The sequence below is a fragment of the Tsukamurella spumae genome (assembly GCF_012396015.1).
GTDB classification, from domain to species: domain Bacteria; phylum Actinomycetota; class Actinomycetes; order Mycobacteriales; family Mycobacteriaceae; genus Tsukamurella; species Tsukamurella spumae.
Genome location: NZ_JAAXOQ010000008.1, coordinates 52,853 through 70,328, shown reverse-complemented (window position 1 = coordinate 70,328; position 17,476 = coordinate 52,853). Strand labels below are relative to the sequence as shown.

The window sequence follows — 17,476 nt, the reverse complement described above, 5'->3', positions numbered from 1 at the left end:
CGTCTCTAACCTACGCAACCGTAAGTTACGGGTGCGTAGCCTGTCAACGGATGTGACCAACCCGCAGGTCGGACGCCTCGGCGCGCAGCGCTAGACGTCGAGCGTGCAATCGCCGACCGCAACGGAGATGCACGTCTGAATCCGCTCGCCCTCCGTGTGCAGGTCACCGCTGCGCAGGTCGCGGACCTGACCGTCGGCGAGCTGCACCACGCAGGTCTGGCAGATGCCCATGCGGCAGCCGAAGGGCATCTGCACGCCCGCGGCCTCGCCGGCCTCCAGAAGGGTGGTGGCACCGTCGACATCGGTGGTCTTCCCGGCCTTGAGGAAGGTGACCTCGCCGCCGCTCGCCGAGACATCGGCGCGCTCGACGGTGAACCGCTCCTGGTGCAGCCGCGACTCGATCCCGCGGTCCTTCCAGGCCTTCTCCATGTCGCTCAGGAACACGCCGGGGCCACAGATCCACGTCTGCCGCTCCTGCCAGTCCGGCACGACCTCGCCGATGTTGGCGGGCGTGAGCCGGCCGGTCTCGCGGGTGTACCGCAGTTGGACGGCCACATTGTCGTGGTTCGCGTCGAAGGCCTCGAGCTCGTCGCGGAACAGCGTCGCGTCGGCGGTCGGGGCGGAGTGCACGGCCACGATGTCGGTGGACGCCGGGATGCCGCGCCGCTCCAGCGTGCGGAGCATCGCCATGACCGGGGTGATGCCGCTGCCCGCGGTGAGGAACAGGACCTTGGGCGGCAGGGGGTTCGGGAGCGTGAAATCGCCCGACGGTGCCTGCAGCCGCACGATCGTGCCCTCGGAGACGCCCGTGACGAGGTGGTTCGACAGGAAGCCCTCGTTCATCGCCTTCACGGTGATCGAGACCTCGCGCGGCCCGCGACCCTGCCCCATGTCCGGCACGGAGGTCAGCGAGTACGAGCGCCACGTCCACTTGCCGTCGACGAGCACGCCGATGCCGACGTACTGCCCGGCCTCGTACTTGGTGTTGAAGCCCCAGCCGGTCTCGATCGTGAGGGTGACCGAGTCGTCCGTCTCCTGCTCGACCCGCACGATCTTGCCGCGCAGCTCGCGCGCCGACCACAGCGGGTTGATCAGGTGCAGGTAGTCGTCCGGGAGCAGCGGGGTGGTCAGGCGCGCCACGGCACCGCGCACCAGATTGGTGCGGGGATGCTCGGCGGAAACGTCCTTGGCCGGGGACTCGAGCCAGTCACGGAGGGCGCGGAAACGGTTGCTCATGCCCTGAGCCTACGGTGCCGTAACCTGTTGGGACAATTTCTTCCCGACTGTTCCATCGCGGTGTGACGCGATGCTCCCGCGCAGCCGGCTGTGACGCCGTCCCGTCCGGGTCAGAGCAGTTCGAGGAGGAAGGGCAGTTCCTGTGTCGCGTACCAGGCGAGGTCGTGATCCTCGGCGTCGCCGACGGCGAGCTCGGCGTCCTCGTCGCCCAGATCCGCGGCGTCGACGACCTGCGCGGCGCGGGTGACGGCGTCCTCGGCATCGGACACGTCCACGTGCACGGCGAGCACGTTCTTGAGGAGGATCGGCTCGGTCACCTTGAGCACCGCGTCATCGAGGTCCGGGCGCTCCTTCGCGGCGGGGACGTCGGCGGTGATGACCACGCGCCGGATCGGATCCGGTTCCGCGCCATCGGTTTCCGGCGCACCGTCGACCGCGAGCAACCGCAGGGAGGCCCGCGCGGCGTTCCGCATGGCGGCCTCGGCGAGCTCCTCGTCGTCGCCCGAGGTGTACGCCTCGCGCAGCGCCGGCGTCACCCCGAAGACGGTGCCGCCCAACGGGAACAGCTCACCGTCGCGCTGCAGGACCTGCAGCCCGGCCAGGGTGCTGGGCACGTACACGCGGACAGACATCTACTCCCCCTTCGCGGACGCGGCGAGCTCGTCGCGCGCCTCGTACAGGAACTCCGTCATCGAGATCACGTCCCACATGCCGTCGCGGTCGGCGTTGAGGCCGATGTAGACGGTGCCGTTGTACGACGTGATGCCGATGGACACCACCTGATCGGCGATGAGCGGGGGCACCGGGTACACCCGCTGCACCTCGATCCCCGCCAGGTACACCGGCGCCTGCGGCCCCGGCGCGTTGGTGACCAGGATGTTGAACGAGCGCGGCGAGACGCTCATCGCCGTGCGCGCGCCGAGGGCGTGCAGCGTGGGCGGGGTGAAGCCGCCGCTCGCCGCGAGCGCCCGGGCGGCCACCTGCCGGTTCCGGTCGACCTGGGCCGCCGCGCCGTGCGCGATCTGCCGCATCCGGACCACCGCGTTGCCCTCCGCGACCGGCAGCCGGACGATGTACGCGCGCACCTGCTCCCCGACGCCCAGGCCCACGTCGTCGACGGCGATCGGCTCGAGCACCCGCACCTCGGTGCCGGCGCTGATCGGTTCGCCCCGCGAGATCAGCCAGGTGCGCAGGCCGCCGGCGACCACCGACAGCAGCAGGTCGTTGACCGTGCAGCCGTACGCGGCGCGCAACCGGCGGAACTCGTCGAGGTCCATCCGCGCGACCGCGAACCGTCGGCTCCGCGAGATCGGCACGTTGAGCGAACGGACCGGGGTCACGGCGGTGCGGGCGCGCACCAGTGACGACGCGCGTTCGATCACGTTGACCGCGTCCTCCTGCAGCCCCGTGATCGACTCGGCGACCTCGCCGACGACGCCCTGGATCATGGCCGCGGTGCGCTTCGGGCGCGAGAACATGTCGATGACGGCGCCCATCACGAGCTCGCCGTCGCTCGGCTCGTGCTGGCCCATCCACAGGTCCTCGGGCGGCTGCGGCGTGTGCGGTGTGTCGGTGAGCAGCAGCTGCATCAGATCGACATTGGCGCGGCCGTCGACCAGCGCCAGGTGGGTCTTGCTGAACACCGCCAGCCGATCGTCGGCGACGCCCTCGATGAGGTAGACCTCCCACAGCGGGCGCTCGCGGTCGAGCGGACGCGAGTTGAGGCGGGCGACGAGGTCGTGCAGCTGATCGTCGCTGCCCGGTTGCGGCAGGGCGGAGACCCGTACGTGGTAGGTGATGTCGAAGTCGCGGTCCTCGATCCACACCGGCCGGGCGATCCCGAGCGGCACCGTCCGGACCTTCTGCCGGTACCGCGGCACCGCGGCCAGGCGCTCCTCGATCGTGTCGAGCAGGCGCTCGTAGTCCAGGCCCTCCTCGGGGCGCCGCAGGATCACCAGCGATCCGACGTGCGTGGGGGTCGTGGAATTCTCCAACGCGTAGAACTCCGCGTCGGACTGGCTGAGCCTGCCCTTCACCGCGCACCTCCCCAGCGTCGATCTTCGGCGCCAGCATACGGGATGGGCGGGCACGGGCCGGTCGGAGTACGAGGGATCCGAACGGCTCCCTGGTGCGTCTAATGAGTATGGGGGCGATCATTCTCACGGCCGGCGGGACCGGGTCCCGCACGCCGTCGTCGAAGGAACGGGGCTTCGTGGTGCTGCGCGCACCGTCCGCCGAGCCGCCGGCGGAGCCGTTGACGCGACCGCGGGCCACACCCGCCGCACCGCCGGTCCCGGCACCGTCGAAGTCCGGACCGCCCGCCCCGACGGCCCTGCCCGGGCCCGTGGCCGCCGTCCATCCCGACGCGCACCGGTTCGTGCTGTCGACGCTGCGCCCCGTCTTCGAGGTGCTCGACCGACGACGACCCGCCAAACACCTGGCGGCCATCGCCTCGACCACCGTCGTCGACGTGCTCCGCACGCTCGCCGACCACGGTCCGGCGGGGATCGTGTCCGGCTGGGGCGATGTGCACGTCGGCACGCCCCGGGCGCTCGCGCCGCGCACCCGGCCGCGGGCCGGCGATCCCGAGGTGGGCGCCGAGATCTTCCTCACCTACAGCCGCGGGGACCGCGTCCTCGCGGCCGCGGGCCGGGTCGAGGCCACGGCCGGACGGTGGCGGTGGGTCGCGTTCACGACGGCGGCGTGAGCTCGGCCGGGGATCGATTCCGCCATTCGCGGCCGCCCGGTCCCGCGGAGCGGTACACAATGGGACATGTCGCTGAGTTCCCTGCGCGCCGCGTTCCGCTACCGAGTCGCCCGCCACCTGCTGATCGGACCCGCCCTCTGGGCCTGGGGTCGCCCCGAATACAGCGGGCTGGAGAACATTCCGCGTACCGGGCCGGTGATCCTGGCGGCCAACCACCTCGCGATCTCGGACTCGTTCTACGTGGTGCAGAGCGCCCGGCGGCCGGTCATGTTCCTGGCCAAGGCCGACTACTTCACCCAGCCCGGGATCAAGGGGAAGTTCAAGAAGATCTTCTTCTCCGGCATGGGGCAGATCCCCGTCGACCGACGCGGCGGTTCCGTGTCCGCGCCCGCGCTCGAGGCCGCCACCGGGATCGTCGAGAGCGGCGGCGTGTGGGGCATCCATCCGGAGGGCACCCGCTCCCCCGACGGCCGGCTGTACAAGGGCAAGACCGGCGCCGTGCGCGTCGCGCTGGCCACCGGCACGCCGATCGTGCCCATCGCACTGCGCCGCACCGACCACCGCACGCTGAAGAACTTCTGGAAGAGCCGGGTCGTCGTCGACGTGCTGCCCCCGCTCGACCTCAGCGACGCGAGCCCGGACGACCAGGACTCGATCCGCCGCGCCACCGACCGGATGATGGACGCGATCGGCGCCCGCACCGGGCAGGACCGGGTGCCCGAGTACGCGAAGAAGGGCGGCAAGTAGCGCTCCCGACGGCCCCCACCTGCGGGGGCCGTGCCGGAATCCGCTGCTACCGGCGGTGCTTCGCCCGCGCGCTCGCCGCCTTCTGCGCCGCCTTGTCCGCCTCGCGCTTGGCGGCGCGACGCTCGGAACGCGAGCCCTGCGGCTCGTCGGCGCTCTGCGAGATCTCCGTGAGATCGCCCGACTCGGAGGGGCCGGAGAGTGTGACCTTCTCCGGATCCGGCTCGGCCAGGGCCTCGCTCAGCGTGAGCGCGGCGTCGTGCTCCTCGGACGGGGCCGCCTGGCCCTCCTCGGGCTGCTGGACCTGCACCTTGAACAGGGTCGAGACCGACTCCTCCTTGAGGCCCTCGAGCATGCCGTTGAACATGTCGAAGCCCTCGCGCTGGTACTCGACCACCGGATCGCGCTGGGCGATCTGGCGCAGCCCGATGCCCTCCTTGAGGTAATCCATCTCGTACAGGTGCTCGCGCCACTTCTGGTCCAGCACCGTCAGCAGCACGGACCGCTCGACCTGGCGCATCGTGCCCTCACCGGCGGCCTTCTCGATGCTCTCCTGGTGAGTGTCGTAGGCGGCGTGGATGTCCTTGAGGAGGATGTCCTTGAGTTCGGCACCGGTGATCTCGTCGCGGTCGCCGTTCTCGTCCTCGCCGACGACCTGCTTCCAGTCCAGGCTGATCGGGTACAGCGTGCGCATCGCCGTCCACAGTTCCTCGAGGTCCCAGTCCTCGACGTAGCCGGTGGCGGTGGCACCGTCGACATAGGCGGAGACGACGTCGTCGGTCATGTGGTTGACCTGGTCGAACAGGTCCTCGCCGCGGAGGATCTTGCGACGCTCGTCGTAGATGACCTTGCGCTGCTCGTTCTGCACGTCGTCGTACTTGAGCACGTTCTTGCGGATCTCGAAGTTCTGCTGCTCGACCTGGGTCTGCGCGCTGCGGATCGCACGGGAGACGAACTTGTTGTCGATCGGCACGTCGTCGGGCAGGTTGACGCGGTTCATCCACGCCTCGATCTGCGCGCCGTTGAAGCGCCGCATCAGTTCGTCACCCAGCGAGAGGTAGAACCGGGACTCGCCCGGGTCGCCCTGGCGGCCGGCGCGGCCGCGCAGCTGATTGTCGATGCGCCGCGACTCGTGCCGCTCGGTGCCGAGCACGTAGAGGCCGCCCGCGTCGCGCACGTCGTCGGCCGCCGCCTTGGACTCCTTCTTGATCTTCTCGATCGTCTCATTCCAGGCGGCCTCGTACTCCTCGGCCGTCTCGACCGGGTCCAGGCCGCGCTCGCGCAGCGCGAGGTCGGCGAGGATGTCCGGGTTGCCGCCGAGCACGACGTCGGTGCCGCGACCGGCCATGTTGGTAGCCACCGTCACCGCGCCGGGCGTGCCGGCCTTGGCGATGATCGCCGCCTCCTGCTCGTGGAACTTGGCGTTGAGGACCGTGTGCGGGATCTTCTGGCGCTCGAGTTGACGGGAGAGGTACTCGGACCGCTCGACCGACGTGGTACCGATCAGCACGGGCTGGCCGGCCTCGTGGCGCTCGGCGATGTCCTCGACGATGGCCGAGAACTTCGCCTCCTCCGTCTTGTAGATGAGGTCCGTCTGGTCCTTGCGGATCATCGGCTTGTTCGTGGGGATCGGGATGACGCCCAGCTTGTAGATCTGGTGCAGCTCGGCGGCCTCGGTCTCGGCGGTACCCGTCATGCCCGCGAGCTTGTCGTAGAGGCGGAAGTAGTTCTGCAGCGTGATCGTCGCCAGGGTCTGGTTCTCCGCCTGGATCTCGACGTTCTCCTTCGCCTCGAGGGCCTGGTGCATGCCCTCGTTGAAGCGGCGGCCCGCGAGCACGCGACCGGTGAACTCGTCGACGATGAGGACCTCGCCCGACCGGACGATGTAGTCCTTGTCGCGCTCGTAGAGCTCCTTGGCCTTGATCGCGTTGTTGAGGTAGCTGACCAGGAGCGAGTTCGCCGAGTCGTACAGGTTCTCGATGCCCAGCTGGTCCTCGACCAGCTCGACGCCCGCCTCGTTCACGCCGATCGTCTTCTTGCGGATGTCCACCTCGTAGTGGACGTCCTTCTCCATCAGCGGCACGATCCGCGAGAACTCCGTGTACCACTTGCTCGACCCGTCCGCCGGGCCGGAGATGATGAGCGGGGTGCGAGCCTCGTCGATGAGGATCGAGTCCACCTCGTCGACGATGGCGTAGTTGTGGCCACGCTGGACCAGCTCCTCCTCGCTGTGCGCCATGTTGTCGCGCAGGTAGTCGAAGCCGAACTCGTTGTTGGTGCCGTAGGTGATGTCCGCGGCGTACGCCACGCGACGGCGGTCCGGGTCCTGCCCGGCGAGGATGCAGTCCACCTCGAGCCCGAGGAAGCGGTGCACGCGGCCCATCCAGTCCGCGTCGCGCTTGGCGAGGTAGTCGTTCGTGGTCACCAGGTGCACGCCGTCGCCGGTGAGCGCGTTGGCGTAGGCCGCCATCACCGAGGTCAGGGTCTTGCCCTCGCCGGTCTTCATCTCGGCGATGTCGCCCTGGTGCAAGGCGCCCGCGCCCATGATCTGCACGTGGTACGGCTTCTGCCCGAGCACGCGCCACGCCGCCTCACGGGCCGTCGCGAAGGCCTCGGGGAGGATGTCGTCGAGGGTCTCGCCCTTCTCCAAGCGCTTCTTGAACAGCTCGGTCTTGGCCTGGAGCTTCTCGTCGGAGAGCGCCTCGTACTCGTCGTTCAGGCTCTCCACGTAGGAGGCCAGACCATCGAGCCGCTTGACCATCCGGCCTTCGCCGAACCGCAGCACCTTGGAGAGAACCACTGAGCAACCTCAATCCCGTGATGAAAACGATCTTTGCCAACGCGTCGCGCGAGCGGCACGACAGCACGGATCCCGGCCGCCTGTCGGGCGACCGGGATCCATGGTAGGCGAAACGTCAGGTCAGCCGGAGGAGGCCGTAGTCGAAAGCCTTCCGGCGGTACACCACGGACGGCTTCTCGGTCTCCTTGTCGAAGAAGAGGAAGAAGTCGTGACCGACCAGTTCCATCTGCGACAGCGCGTCATCGACCGTCATCGGGGTGCCCGGATGATCCTTGATGCGGACCACCTGACCGGGCAGGTGATCCTCGACGAGGTGGGCGTACGGATCGCCGTCGGACTCGTCGACCGGCGCATCGAGAAGGGCCGACGGTGCCGTGGCCTCCGAGACCGAGACCGGTGTGCGGTTGCCGTAGTGGACCTTCTTGCGATCCGAGGCCTTGCGCAGCCTGCTCTGCAGCCGTGTCAGCGCCGTCTCGAAGGCGCCGTAGAAGCTCTCGGCCGCCGCCTCGGCCCGGGCGACGCCGCCCTTGCCGCGGACCGTGAGCTCGAGGCGCTGGCATGCCTTGGACTGGCGCGGATTCGGCTCGTGGAACAGGTTCACCTCGAACACGGTGATCGTGGAGCGGAACTTCTCCAACCGGGCCAACTTGTCTTCCAGGTAGATGCGGAAGTGCTCGGGCACCTCCACATTGCGGCCGTCGATGGCCACGGGGGCGTTGGGCGTGAGGAACTCCTTGTCGCGCTCGTCGGCCAGGTGGCCGGGTTCGCGGAAGGGGTCGACCTCGACGTTGGGGGTCGCGTGGGCGCGATTCGTGTCGCGCGAAGACAGAAGGGTCATGTGGAACCTTTCATGCGGGGCCGCAGTCTCTACGCTCGGCCGGATCACTACTCCGGCGCGTGGTCAGATGCGTGACTGCAGGCTCAGATTCGAACGCCGGGCGGACTGCCGGGCGCCTGGGAAGTGCGACATCACCTCCTCTTTCTCGAATCCGGAAAGGTACCCCCGAAGATAGCCCGAGTGCTCCGTTCCCGCCAGGATTTGGTCGCTGTGAGTTCCCTCGCGCGTCACCGTCCGGTCGATGACGCCGACGGTGCCCCGCGCTCGACGGCGATCGCCTCGGATCGGAGTGATGTAGAGTTACATCATGAGTCACCGCACGCAGATCACACTGGAGGACGCGCAGTACGAACGCCTCCTGACTGAGTCGCGAGCGTCAGGGCTGGGCCTGGCGGAGTTGATCCGCCGCGCCGTGGATCGGACGTACGGCGGAGTGGACGCCGAGGAATTCGAAGCGGCGCTCGATCGTAGCTTCGGAACCTGGGGCCCCGACACCCCGGACGGCAGGGAGTACGTCGAGGGGATCCGACCCGCACGGGAGGACAGGTTCGCCCGGTGGTAGTCGGCGCGCCGATCCTGCTCGATACGTCGATCTTCATCGACCACCTCCGCGGACGACCCGAGGCCCGCGACGCGCTGGCCCGGGCCCGCCACAATGAGAGCCGGCTACTCGGATCCGTCCTGACCCGCACCGAGATCCTCGGCGGAATGCGCGCAACGGAGAAGTCGTCGACCCGCGCCCTGCTGACCGTCTTCGAATGGATCCCGGTCTCGCAGGAGATCGCGGACGCCGCGGGGTGTGCTGGCCCGCCGATATCGCGCATCGCACTCGGGAATCGATATCGCCGACTACCTGATTGCCGCGACCGCCACGGCCGCAGGCGCAGAGCTCTGGACCCGAAACATCAAGCACTTCCCCATGTTCGAGCGCCTCGAATCGCCGTACTGAGCTCACGCCGCGGCGAGGGTGATCGCGGCGGCGACGGACACGCCCCGTCGGGCCAGAACGGCGACGGACTCCGCCAGGGTGGCCCCGGTGGTCACCACGTCGTCCACCAGCACGACGGTGCCGGGGCCCGGCAGGGCGCGCACGCGGACGGTGCCGCGCACATTGCGCGCCCGCGCCGCGGCGCTCAATCCCACCGACTCCGCCGCGCCGACCGACCGCAGGACGGGAGAGACCGTCACCGCCTGGACGGGCGCGGCCGTGCGCGCCGCGGCCCGGCACACGGCGGTCACCACATCGCCGCCGCGGCGGCGAGCCGCCCACGCCGTCGTCGGCGCCGGGACCAGGACGAGCGGCCCCGTCGCCGCGCCGAACTCGCCCCAGGCGCGCAGGCGCAGCAGCGCGTGCGCGACGCCGCGGCCCAGCGGAACGGCGAGATCGCCCCGGCCGCGCTCCTTGAGCTGCAGGACCGCGGCGCGGCGCGCACCGTCGTACCGGCCCAGCGTCCAGACGGGCACCCCGGCCGGCACCGTGGTGCGGATCAGCGCAGGGACATCGTGCAGGGCCGCCTCGCAGCGGCCGCACCAGCGCACGCGGGGCGCGCCGCAACCGCCGCAGGTGCGGGGCACGGCCAGCTCGACCAGATCGTCCACGCCGCCGAGGACTCCGCGCACCGCTCGCTCGACGCGCATCGCTCCCCCCCCGCCCCGGCGCGACTACCCCGGCAGCACCGGGTTCGCCCGGCCCCCCGCCAGACGATCCACCTGGCTCCAGTATTGCGCGTCGTTGTCCGGCGCGACGCCGATCTCCCACACCCCCGACGAGTCGGTGGCGTACACCGTGGAGATGGACGCGGCGACGCTCGTGACCGGCGGCGACAGGTTGCGGCTCGGCAGGGGCGTCGTGTCGCCCGCGTCGTAGCGCACCATCAGCACCGGCGAGTCCGAGGTGTTGCGGCCGACCACGAACTGGTCGCCGGACTGCCAGTCGATCGACGAGGCCGCCGGCTCCCGGTCGGTGATCACCGACTGCAGATGCGCGATCCGCGTCTGCCCGGTCGGCGTCGTCTGCACGACACCGACCAGCGCGCGACCGCCGACCACGAGCGCCACCCGGACGCCGTCGCGCGAGAGCCGCAGCTCCGTGATCGGCCCGGGCGCGGCCGCCGCCACCTCACCGGAGTCCACGTCGGAGCTCGACACCTCGCCCGTCGTCTGGTCCAGCCGGAACTTGACCACCCGCGCACCGTCGACCACCGTCCAGACGCCGGTGTCGTCCGGCGTCCACGAGGGCCGCGTCATGGAGACCGCGGCGGTGAGCACCTGGGTCGGCACGCCGCCGTAGGGTCCCAGCATCAGGGAGGTGCCGGGCCCGCCGCGCGCCCCCGCGTCGAGTACCGCGGCGACCTGCCGGCCCGAACTCGACAGCCCGACCGAGCGGATGGAGGTGCTCGCCCCCAGCGGCCCGGCCACCGGCGTCACCTGCGAGCCCGAGACCTTGACGAATCGACCGTCGAGAACGCCGTGCAGGCCGACGGCGAGGTCCGAGGACGCGTTCGGGCTGAGCGACGCGACGTCGTTGGGGTTCCAGCCCGCCTGGTGCTTCTCGTCGAGCGGGGTGCCATCGACGGTGATCACGTACGGCCCCTGCACCTCGGCGCCGGAGAGCGACCACACGACCTGGCCGGCGACGAGTTTCGCGACGTCCGGCTCCACGCGCGGCAGGCCCGTGAAATCGACGTGGACGCCGGCGAAGCCGACGCCGGGGTCGCGCTGATCGCCCTGCGCGTCGGTGACCGCCCCGCGCACCGCCGCGGAGCTGCCGAACGGGTTGAGCACCGCGTCCTTGAGGCTCGCGCGGGGACCGCGGACCAGGAGCATCAGCAGGTCCGCGGCCAGCTTGGGACGCGGGCTGGCCAGCCACCGCGCGTCGGGCACCAGGGTGCGGCCCGTCGGATCGGGGAAGTACAGCAGGTGCCGCCGGTACACCGAGCGGAACTGCGTCGTGTCGATGACCAGCATCGGGGTCTCGCCGACCGAGCTGAGGCCCTGGATGCGCCACTGCCCGTCGACCTGCACCAGCTGGACGTTCTGCGTGATGGACTGCGTGGTCGGCTCGAGGGTGCCGTCGGCGCCGAAGAACCCCGTGGCCTGGGCGCGGATCGTCGCCTTGATGAGGTTGGCGGAGCGCTCGCCCGGCAGCACGTCGATGTCCTTGACCACGACGGCCTGCTTGGGCACCTGCCAGTTGCTCGCGCCGTTCTGCACCAGGAACTTCCGCGACGCCGCGTAGTTGCCGTCGGCCACCGCGTTGGCCTTGAGGAAATCGCGCACGATCGTCTCGGGCTGCGCGTCGCGCCGCGGCCCGAGGTCGCGGTCCGGGGTGGTGGTACCGCCGCCCAGGTCGCCGATCACCCGGGGGTTCGTCGAGTCCGGGATGTTGCTGCACCCGGCGAGCAGCAGCAGCCCCACGAGCGCGACCGCGAGGAGCCTACGCGTCATCGGAGCTCCCCTCCGTGCCGCCGGCGCGCCGCGTCGTCGACTTGAGCGGCAGCGGGCTCACCGTCACCTTGCCGCCGCGCGCGCGAGGCAGGGTCAGCCGGAAGCAGGACCCGCTGCCGGGCTCACCCCACGCCTCGAGCCGCCCGCTGTGCAGGCGCGCGTCCTCGATGCTGATCGCCAGGCCCAGGCCCGTGCCGCCGGAGCGGCGCACGCGCGACGGGTCGGAGCGCCAGAACCGGTTGAACACGAGCTTCTCCTCCCCGGGCCGCAGGCCCACGCCGTAGTCGCGGACGGTGACGGCGACGGCATCGTCGTCGGCGCGCATGGTGAGGATCACGGGCTTGCCCTCGCTGTGGTCGATGGCATTGGCCAGCAGGTTGCGCAGCACCCGCTCGACGCGGCGCGTATCGGCCTCGACGATGACGGGGTCGTCCGGCATGTCGAGGATCAGCTCGGTCTCCGACTGCTCGGCGAGGTGCCGGACGGTGGCCATGGCCGAGGCGATCGGCACCTCGATGTCGATCTGCTCGGAGTGCAACTCGGCGACGCCGGCGTCGTGCCGGGAGATCTCCAACAGCTCGGCGAGCAGCGTCTCGAAGCGGTCCAGTTCCTTCTGCATCAGCTCGGTGGTGCGGCGCAGGCCGGGGTCCAGTTCGTCGGCGGAATCGGCGATCATGTCGGCCGCCATCCGCACCGTCGTCAGCGGCGTCCGCAGCTCGTGCGAGACATCGGAGGTGAACTGGCGTTGGAGGTTGCCGAACTCCTCGAGCTGGTTGATCTGCTTGGACAGCGACTCGGCCATGTCGTTGAAGCTCATGGCGAGCCGGGCGATGTCGTCCTCACCGCGCACCGGCATGCGTTCCTTGAGCCGCCCCTCCGCGAACCGCACCGCGATCCGGGCGGCCGACCGGACGGGCAGCACCACCTGCCGCGCGACCAACAGGCTCACCGCCGCGAGCAGCACCAGGAGCACTCCGCCGCCGGTGTACAGCGTGCCCTGCATCAGGGTGAGGGTGTTCTCCTCCTGCGTCAGGGGGAACACCAGGTACAGCTCCAGCCCCTGGATCGAGGACTGCACGGGCGTGCCGATCACCAGCACCTTGCCGTACCGGCCGGTCGTATCGGTCACCGTCGCGTGCTGGTAGGCGGTCTGCCCGCTGCGTACGAAGGTCTGCAGGGACTGCGGGACCTCGGTCTCGTTACCCGACACCGTGGGCGGCCGGCCGGCGCCGTGCGGCACGATCAGCACCGGGTCGTAGTTGCCGGACCGCGCCGCCGTCGGACCCACGTCCAGGCCCTGGCTGACCAGGCTCGACCGGACGCTGCGCAGCACCGACTCCACGCCCTCGGTGCGCGGCTCGCTGCGCCCGAGCGCGATCTCCAGGCTCTGCTTGACCCGGGCCGTCTCCTCCTTGCCCGCGGTGAGCTTGGCGTCGATGAGCTGCTTGGCGATCTGCGAGGTGAGCACGAAACCGAGCAGCAGCAGCACGGTCAGGCTGAGCACCAGCGTCTGCGTCACGACGCGCAGCTGCAGCGACCGCCGCCACACCCGCCCGGCGTAGGACAGGCCCATGCCCGCGTACCGGGCACCGTCGCGCAGCACGACCGCGGGGTCCGAACGCACCGCGTGCACCGCCTGCCGCAGCCAGTCGCCCAGCCGGGCCGCTCCGGCCCGCCCCCTCACGATCGGCGGGGTCCCGTCACGCCGGACCCGCCTTGTAGCCGACCCCGCGCAGCGTGAGCACGATCTCCGGGTTCTCCGGGTCCTTCTCGATCTTGGCGCGCAGGCGCTGGATGTGGACGTTCACCAGGCGGGTGTCCGCCGGGTGGCGATAGCCCCACACCTGTTCGAGGAGCACGTCGCGGGTGAACACCTGACGGGGCTTGCGGGCCATCGTGACCAGCAGGTCGAACTCCGTGGGCGTCAGCTGGATCACCTCGCCGTCGCGGGTGACCTTGTGGGCCGGGACGTCGATGATCACGTTGCCGATGGACAGCAGCTCACTGGGCTCGTCGTCCGTGCGGCGCAACCGCGCCCGCACGCGCGCCACGAGTTCCTTCGGCTTGAAGGGCTTGATCACGTAGTCGTCGGCACCGGACTCCAGGCCCAGCACCACGTCGACGGTGTCCGCCTTCGCCGTGAGCATGACGATCGGGACGGAGGAGTCGGCGCGCAGCACGCGACAGACATCGATGCCGTTCATGCCGGGCAGCATGAGGTCGAGCAGGACCAGGTCCGGCCGGAACTCGCGCGCCGCGCTGAGCGCCTGCGTACCGTCGCCCACCACGGCCGAGTCGAAGCCCTCGTTGCGCAGGACGATGGTGAGCATCTCCGCCAGCGCGGGATCGTCGTCGATCACCAGGATGCGGGGTTTCATGGATCCATACTGTCACCTCACGCGGCGTGTCCGGTTCTGCGACACCGGTCACCGGTGAATACGATCGGCGGCCATGGGACGACTCGTTGCGATCGAAGGCCTCGACGGTGCCGGGAAGAACACGCTCACCCGCGCGGTCACCGAGCGCCTCGAGGCCACGGGCCGGACGGTGACCGCGCTCGCCTTCCCCCGCTACGGCACGCAGTTCGCCGACCTCGCGGCGGAGGCGCTGCGCGGCGGCAACGGCGACGTCGCCGATTCCGTGTACGGCATGGGCCTCCTCTTCGCCTTCGACCGGCAGGCCGCCGCGCCCGACATCCGCGCCGCGCTCGAGCGGCACGACGTGGTGCTGCTCGACCGGTACGCCGCCTCCTCGGCCGCCTACAGCGCGGCCCGTCTGCACGAGGGCGCCGACGGTGCCGTGGCCGGGTGGGTGCGCGAGACCGAGTTCGGCCGGTTCGGCCTGCCCGTCCCGGACCTGCAGGTGTACCTGGACGTGGGCGTGGCGCTCGCCGCGGAACGGGCGCAGCGCCGCGAGGCGGGCGACGCCTCCCGCGCGCGGGACGCCTACGAGACGGACGCGGGCCTGCAGGCGCGGACCGGGGCGGTCTACACCGGCCTCGCCGAGTCCGCGTGGGTCTCGCCGTGGCGGATCCACGGCGCGGACGACGCCCCGGAAACACTGGCCGACGCGATCGCATCGCTTTCCTGAAGATCAGCCCTGTAATTCACGCAAGTCCCACCCGCACCGGTACTACGGCGAAGTACCGTGCGACACGAAACTGACTCGTCAGTAACCGGAAGGGGCGACCGTGCGGATCGTCGGGGCCGGTGCCGCCGTGGGCGCCGCAGCGCTGCTGCTGGGCGTCGCCGGCGCGGACGGGGCATCGCTGCACGCCCCGACCCCGGCGCGCACCACCGGGCCCGAACTCGTCGCCCAGGCCGCGGTCGGCATCACGGACCTGCGCCCGCCCGCACCGTCGGACGCGCCGCCCGCACCCGCGCCGCGGCACGTCCCGATCCCCCCGCGTCCCGAGGCGGTCAAGGTCGCGCCCGGCCCGCTCGGCATCCCCGGCGCCGCGTACGCGGCCTACCGGGCCGCGGCCGACCGGATGGCCCTCGAGGCGCCGGGGTGCGGCATCGAGTGGAGCCTCGTCGCGGCGATCGGCCGGATCGAGTCGGGGCACGCGGACGGCGGCAACGTCGACGCCACCGGCCTGACCCTCACCCCCATCGAGGGGCCGGCGCTCGACGGCACGCTGGCCGGCAACGCCGTGATCCGCGACGGTGCCGGGTACGCCCGCGCGCTCGGCCCCATGCAGTTCCTCTCGACCACCTGGGCCCTGTTCGGCGGCGACAACTCCGGCGACGGCAAGGCCGATGTCAACAACGTCCGCGACGCCGCCTACGGCGCCGCGCGTTACCTGTGCTCCAGCGCGTCCGGGCTGCAGTCCGAGGCGCAGCAGCGGACCGCGGTGTTCGCCTACAACCAGTCGAACTCCTATGTCGACAACGTCGTGGCCTGGGCGAAGGCGTACCGGGACCGCGCGATCCCGGTGGGCGGCATCCCCGATATGACCGCGCCCGTCGCCCCGCCGAAGGAGCTGCCCAAGCCGCTTCCGCCCGGCCAGGTGGTGATCGTCGGGTGCGGCGCCCCCGACGGTGCCGCGCGCCCCTCGGGATCGGCCCGCCCCTCCGCCGCCCCCTCGGCCAAGCCCGCGCCGTCGGCATCCGTCGCCCCCTCCCCCTCGCGCGCTGCGAAGCCCTCGGGCCCGGCGGCACCGTCGTCCGCGGCACTCGGGCCCGACGGTAAGCCGCTCCCCACCGTGAGCGACTGCCCGACCGCGGTGCCGAGTGCGCCCGGCGCACCGTCGTCGGGCCCGGCCCTGCCCCCGACTCCCGCCCCGATCGGCCCCGGCGGGGCGCTCGCGATCGCGCCGAGCGCACCGTCGACCAGCGCATCGAGCCCCGCACCGGCGCCGTCCTCGGTCCGCCCCGCGCCGGCCTCGCGCCCCGCCCCCTCGAGCGCGCCCGCACCCTCGGCCCCGCAGGTCGCACCGTCGTCCTCGCCCGCGGTACCCCGTCCGCCGCGCTGAGGCGGATTTCCGCGGCCCGGGCCTGCGGATACGATGGAGGACGTTATGAGTGCGGTTACCGAAGAGAAGATCCGGTCGGCCCTGGCCACCGTGAACGACCCCGAGATCGGCAAGCCGATCACCGATCTGGGGATGGTGAAATCGGTCGCGGTGCAGTCCGACTCGTCGGTGGACGTCGAGGTGTACCTGACCACCTCGGCGTGTCCCATGCGCACGCAGATCGTGGACCGGGTGCGGACCGCGGTCGCGGACGTTCCCGGCACCGGCGAGGTGCGCGTCGAGCTGGACGTGATGAACGACGAGCAGCGTGCCGAGCTGCGCAAGACGGTGCGCGGCGACAAGGCCGAGCCCGTCATCCCGTTCGCCCAGCCCGGCTCGCTGACCCGCGTGTACGCGGTCGCGTCGGGCAAGGGCGGCGTGGGCAAGAGCTCGGTGACAGTGAACCTCGCGGCGTCACTGGCGGCGCGCGGCCTGTCCGTGGGCGTTCTCGACGCCGACATCTACGGCCACTCCGTTCCCCGCATGATGGGCACCGACGCGCGACCCACCCAGGTCGATTCGATGATCATGCCGCCGCAAGCGCACGGCGTGAAGGTCATCTCGGTGGCCATGTTCACCACCGGAAACACGCCCGTCGTCTGGCGCGGACCGATGCTGCACCGCGCGCTGCAGCAGTTCCTCGCCGACGTGTTCTGGGGCGATCTCGACGTGCTGCTGCTGGACCTGCCGCCCGGCACCGGCGACGTGGCGATCTCCATCGCGCAGCTCATCCCCGGCGCCGAGATCCTCGTGGTCACCACCCCGCAGACAGCGGCCGCCGAGGTCGCCGAGCGAGCCGGCGCCATCGCGCTGCAGACCCGCCAGCGCGTGGCCGGGGTCATCGAGAACATGTCCGGCCTGACGCTGCCCGACGGCACCGTCCTCGACGTCTTCGGCTCCGGCGGCGGCGAGCAGGTCGCGGCCCGCCTGACCCGCGCGGTGGGTGCCGATGTTCCGCTGCTCGGCCAGATCCCGCTGGATCCGCAGCTGCGCGAGGCCGGCGACGCCGGAACGCCCGTGGTGCTCTCCGCGCCCGACTCCCCCACCGGCGCGGCGCTGCGCAGCATCGCCGACAAGCTGGCCGTCCGCAAGCGCGGCCTGGCCGGCATGTCCCTGGGGATCGACACCACCCGCCACCTGTAGCCCGACGGTCCGCTCGCCCAGAGGTTTCGGCAGCGCGCTGCCGAAGTT

At 71.1% G+C, this 17,476-nt stretch carries 15 protein-coding genes; 6 read left to right on the top strand and 9 right to left on the bottom strand.

Going from position 1 to position 17,476, the window contains the following annotated elements; translation table 11 throughout:
- Positions 1–90 precede the first annotated feature (90 nt).
- From HF999_RS07850 to HF999_RS07840, 3 genes are all read right to left on the bottom strand, one after another.
- Positions 91–1,236 carry a ferredoxin reductase gene (locus tag HF999_RS07850; protein ID WP_168545335.1) on the bottom strand — a complete coding sequence of 382 codons (1,146 nt, stop codon included), beginning with the start codon at positions 1,234–1,236 and terminating at the stop codon, positions 91–93.
- Between the two features lie 110 nt (positions 1,237–1,346).
- Complete coding sequence (locus tag HF999_RS07845; protein WP_168545334.1) at positions 1,347–1,868, bottom strand: DUF6912 family protein; 522 nt, start codon at positions 1,866–1,868, stop codon at positions 1,347–1,349.
- On the bottom strand, positions 1,869–3,272 hold the full coding sequence (locus HF999_RS07840) for a WS/DGAT/MGAT family O-acyltransferase (RefSeq protein ID WP_168545333.1): 1,404 nt from the start codon (positions 3,270–3,272) through the stop codon (positions 1,869–1,871). It lies immediately after the preceding gene.
- Between the two features lie 101 nt (positions 3,273–3,373).
- Here HF999_RS07840 and HF999_RS07835 point away from each other — a divergent pair, with 101 nt between their 5' ends.
- Positions 3,374–3,943 (top strand): Rv3235 family protein, encoded by a 570-nt coding sequence (locus HF999_RS07835; RefSeq protein ID WP_168545332.1) that lies wholly within the window; start codon positions 3,374–3,376, stop codon positions 3,941–3,943.
- 66 nt (positions 3,944–4,009) lie between these two features.
- Positions 4,010–4,690 (top strand): lysophospholipid acyltransferase family protein, encoded by a 681-nt coding sequence (locus HF999_RS07830; RefSeq protein ID WP_168545331.1) that lies wholly within the window; start codon positions 4,010–4,012, stop codon positions 4,688–4,690.
- Positions 4,691–4,736: 46 nt separating this feature from the next.
- On the opposite strand, the gene secA is transcribed toward HF999_RS07830, so the two are convergent.
- Both secA and hpf read right to left on the bottom strand, forming a co-directional pair.
- A complete protein-coding gene (secA, locus tag HF999_RS07825) occupies positions 4,737–7,448 on the bottom strand; it encodes a preprotein translocase subunit SecA (protein WP_210733597.1) in 2,712 nt (903 codons plus the stop codon).
- Between the two features lie 154 nt (positions 7,449–7,602).
- On the bottom strand, positions 7,603–8,325 hold the full coding sequence (gene hpf, locus HF999_RS07820; protein WP_168545329.1) for a ribosome hibernation-promoting factor, HPF/YfiA family: 723 nt from the start codon (positions 8,323–8,325) through the stop codon (positions 7,603–7,605).
- 307 nt (positions 8,326–8,632) lie between these two features.
- On the opposite strand from hpf, the gene HF999_RS07815 reads away from it, so the two are divergent.
- Positions 8,633–8,887, top strand: a complete 255-nt coding sequence (locus tag HF999_RS07815; RefSeq protein WP_168545328.1) for a ribbon-helix-helix protein, CopG family — start codon at positions 8,633–8,635, stop codon at positions 8,885–8,887.
- A gap of 389 nt (positions 8,888–9,276) precedes the next feature.
- Here the strand turns inward: HF999_RS07815 and HF999_RS07810 are convergent, their stop codons facing one another.
- From HF999_RS07810 to mtrA, 4 genes are all read right to left on the bottom strand, one after another.
- Positions 9,277–9,963 (bottom strand): ComF family protein, encoded by a 687-nt coding sequence (locus HF999_RS07810; protein WP_168545327.1) that lies wholly within the window; start codon positions 9,961–9,963, stop codon positions 9,277–9,279.
- A gap of 24 nt (positions 9,964–9,987) precedes the next feature.
- Complete coding sequence (gene lpqB, locus HF999_RS07805; RefSeq protein ID WP_168545326.1) at positions 9,988–11,772, bottom strand: MtrAB system accessory lipoprotein LpqB; 1,785 nt, start codon at positions 11,770–11,772, stop codon at positions 9,988–9,990.
- Complete coding sequence (mtrB, locus tag HF999_RS07800; protein ID WP_312854065.1) at positions 11,762–13,375, bottom strand: MtrAB system histidine kinase MtrB; 1,614 nt, start codon at positions 13,373–13,375, stop codon at positions 11,762–11,764. The genes lpqB and mtrB overlap by 11 nt, the downstream gene beginning before the upstream one ends.
- 97 nt (positions 13,376–13,472) lie before the next feature.
- Positions 13,473–14,150, bottom strand: coding sequence for an MtrAB system response regulator MtrA (mtrA, locus tag HF999_RS07795; protein ID WP_168545325.1), 678 nt, complete (start codon positions 14,148–14,150; stop codon positions 13,473–13,475).
- A gap of 73 nt (positions 14,151–14,223) precedes the next feature.
- Between mtrA and HF999_RS07790 the strand changes: the two genes are divergently transcribed.
- The 3 genes from HF999_RS07790 to HF999_RS07780 all read left to right on the top strand — a co-directional run bounded on the left by HF999_RS07790 (position 14,224) and on the right by HF999_RS07780 (position 17,428).
- Positions 14,224–14,862: a dTMP kinase gene (locus HF999_RS07790; protein ID WP_168545324.1), complete on the top strand. Its 639-nt coding sequence runs from the start codon at positions 14,224–14,226 to the stop codon at positions 14,860–14,862.
- Positions 14,863–14,962: 100 nt separating this feature from the next.
- On the top strand, positions 14,963–16,246 hold the full coding sequence (locus HF999_RS07785) for a transglycosylase SLT domain-containing protein (protein WP_168545323.1): 1,284 nt from the start codon (positions 14,963–14,965) through the stop codon (positions 16,244–16,246).
- A 45-nt stretch (positions 16,247–16,291) separates the two neighbouring features.
- Entirely contained in the window at positions 16,292–17,428 is a 1,137-nt protein-coding gene (locus tag HF999_RS07780; protein WP_168545322.1) for an Mrp/NBP35 family ATP-binding protein, read from the top strand.
- Positions 17,429–17,476: the final 48 nt, after the last annotated feature.

Excerpts from the sequence above, each read along its gene's own strand:
- HF999_RS07850 (WP_168545335.1), bottom strand. The coding sequence starts at position 1,236 with ATGAGCAACCGTTTCCGCGCCCTCCGTGACTGGCTCGAGTCCCCGGCC.
- HF999_RS07845 (WP_168545334.1), bottom strand. The coding sequence starts at position 1,868 with ATGTCTGTCCGCGTGTACGTGCCCAGCACCCTGGCCGGGCTGCAGGTC.
- HF999_RS07835 (WP_168545332.1), top strand. The coding sequence starts at position 3,374 with ATGAGTATGGGGGCGATCATTCTCACGGCCGGCGGGACCGGGTCCCGC.
- HF999_RS07830 (WP_168545331.1), top strand. The coding sequence starts at position 4,010 with ATGTCGCTGAGTTCCCTGCGCGCCGCGTTCCGCTACCGAGTCGCCCGC.
- secA (WP_210733597.1), bottom strand. The coding sequence starts at position 7,448 with ATGGTCAAGCGGCTCGATGGTCTGGCCTCCTACGTGGAGAGCCTGAAC.
- hpf (WP_168545329.1), bottom strand. The coding sequence starts at position 8,325 with ATGACCCTTCTGTCTTCGCGCGACACGAATCGCGCCCACGCGACCCCC.
- HF999_RS07815 (WP_168545328.1), top strand. The coding sequence starts at position 8,633 with ATGAGTCACCGCACGCAGATCACACTGGAGGACGCGCAGTACGAACGC.
- HF999_RS07810 (WP_168545327.1), bottom strand. The coding sequence starts at position 9,963 with ATGCGCGTCGAGCGAGCGGTGCGCGGAGTCCTCGGCGGCGTGGACGAT.
- lpqB (WP_168545326.1), bottom strand. The coding sequence starts at position 11,772 with ATGACGCGTAGGCTCCTCGCGGTCGCGCTCGTGGGGCTGCTGCTGCTC.
- mtrA (WP_168545325.1), bottom strand. The coding sequence starts at position 14,150 with ATGAAACCCCGCATCCTGGTGATCGACGACGATCCCGCGCTGGCGGAG.
- HF999_RS07790 (WP_168545324.1), top strand. The coding sequence starts at position 14,224 with ATGGGACGACTCGTTGCGATCGAAGGCCTCGACGGTGCCGGGAAGAAC.
- HF999_RS07780 (WP_168545322.1), top strand. The coding sequence starts at position 16,292 with ATGAGTGCGGTTACCGAAGAGAAGATCCGGTCGGCCCTGGCCACCGTG.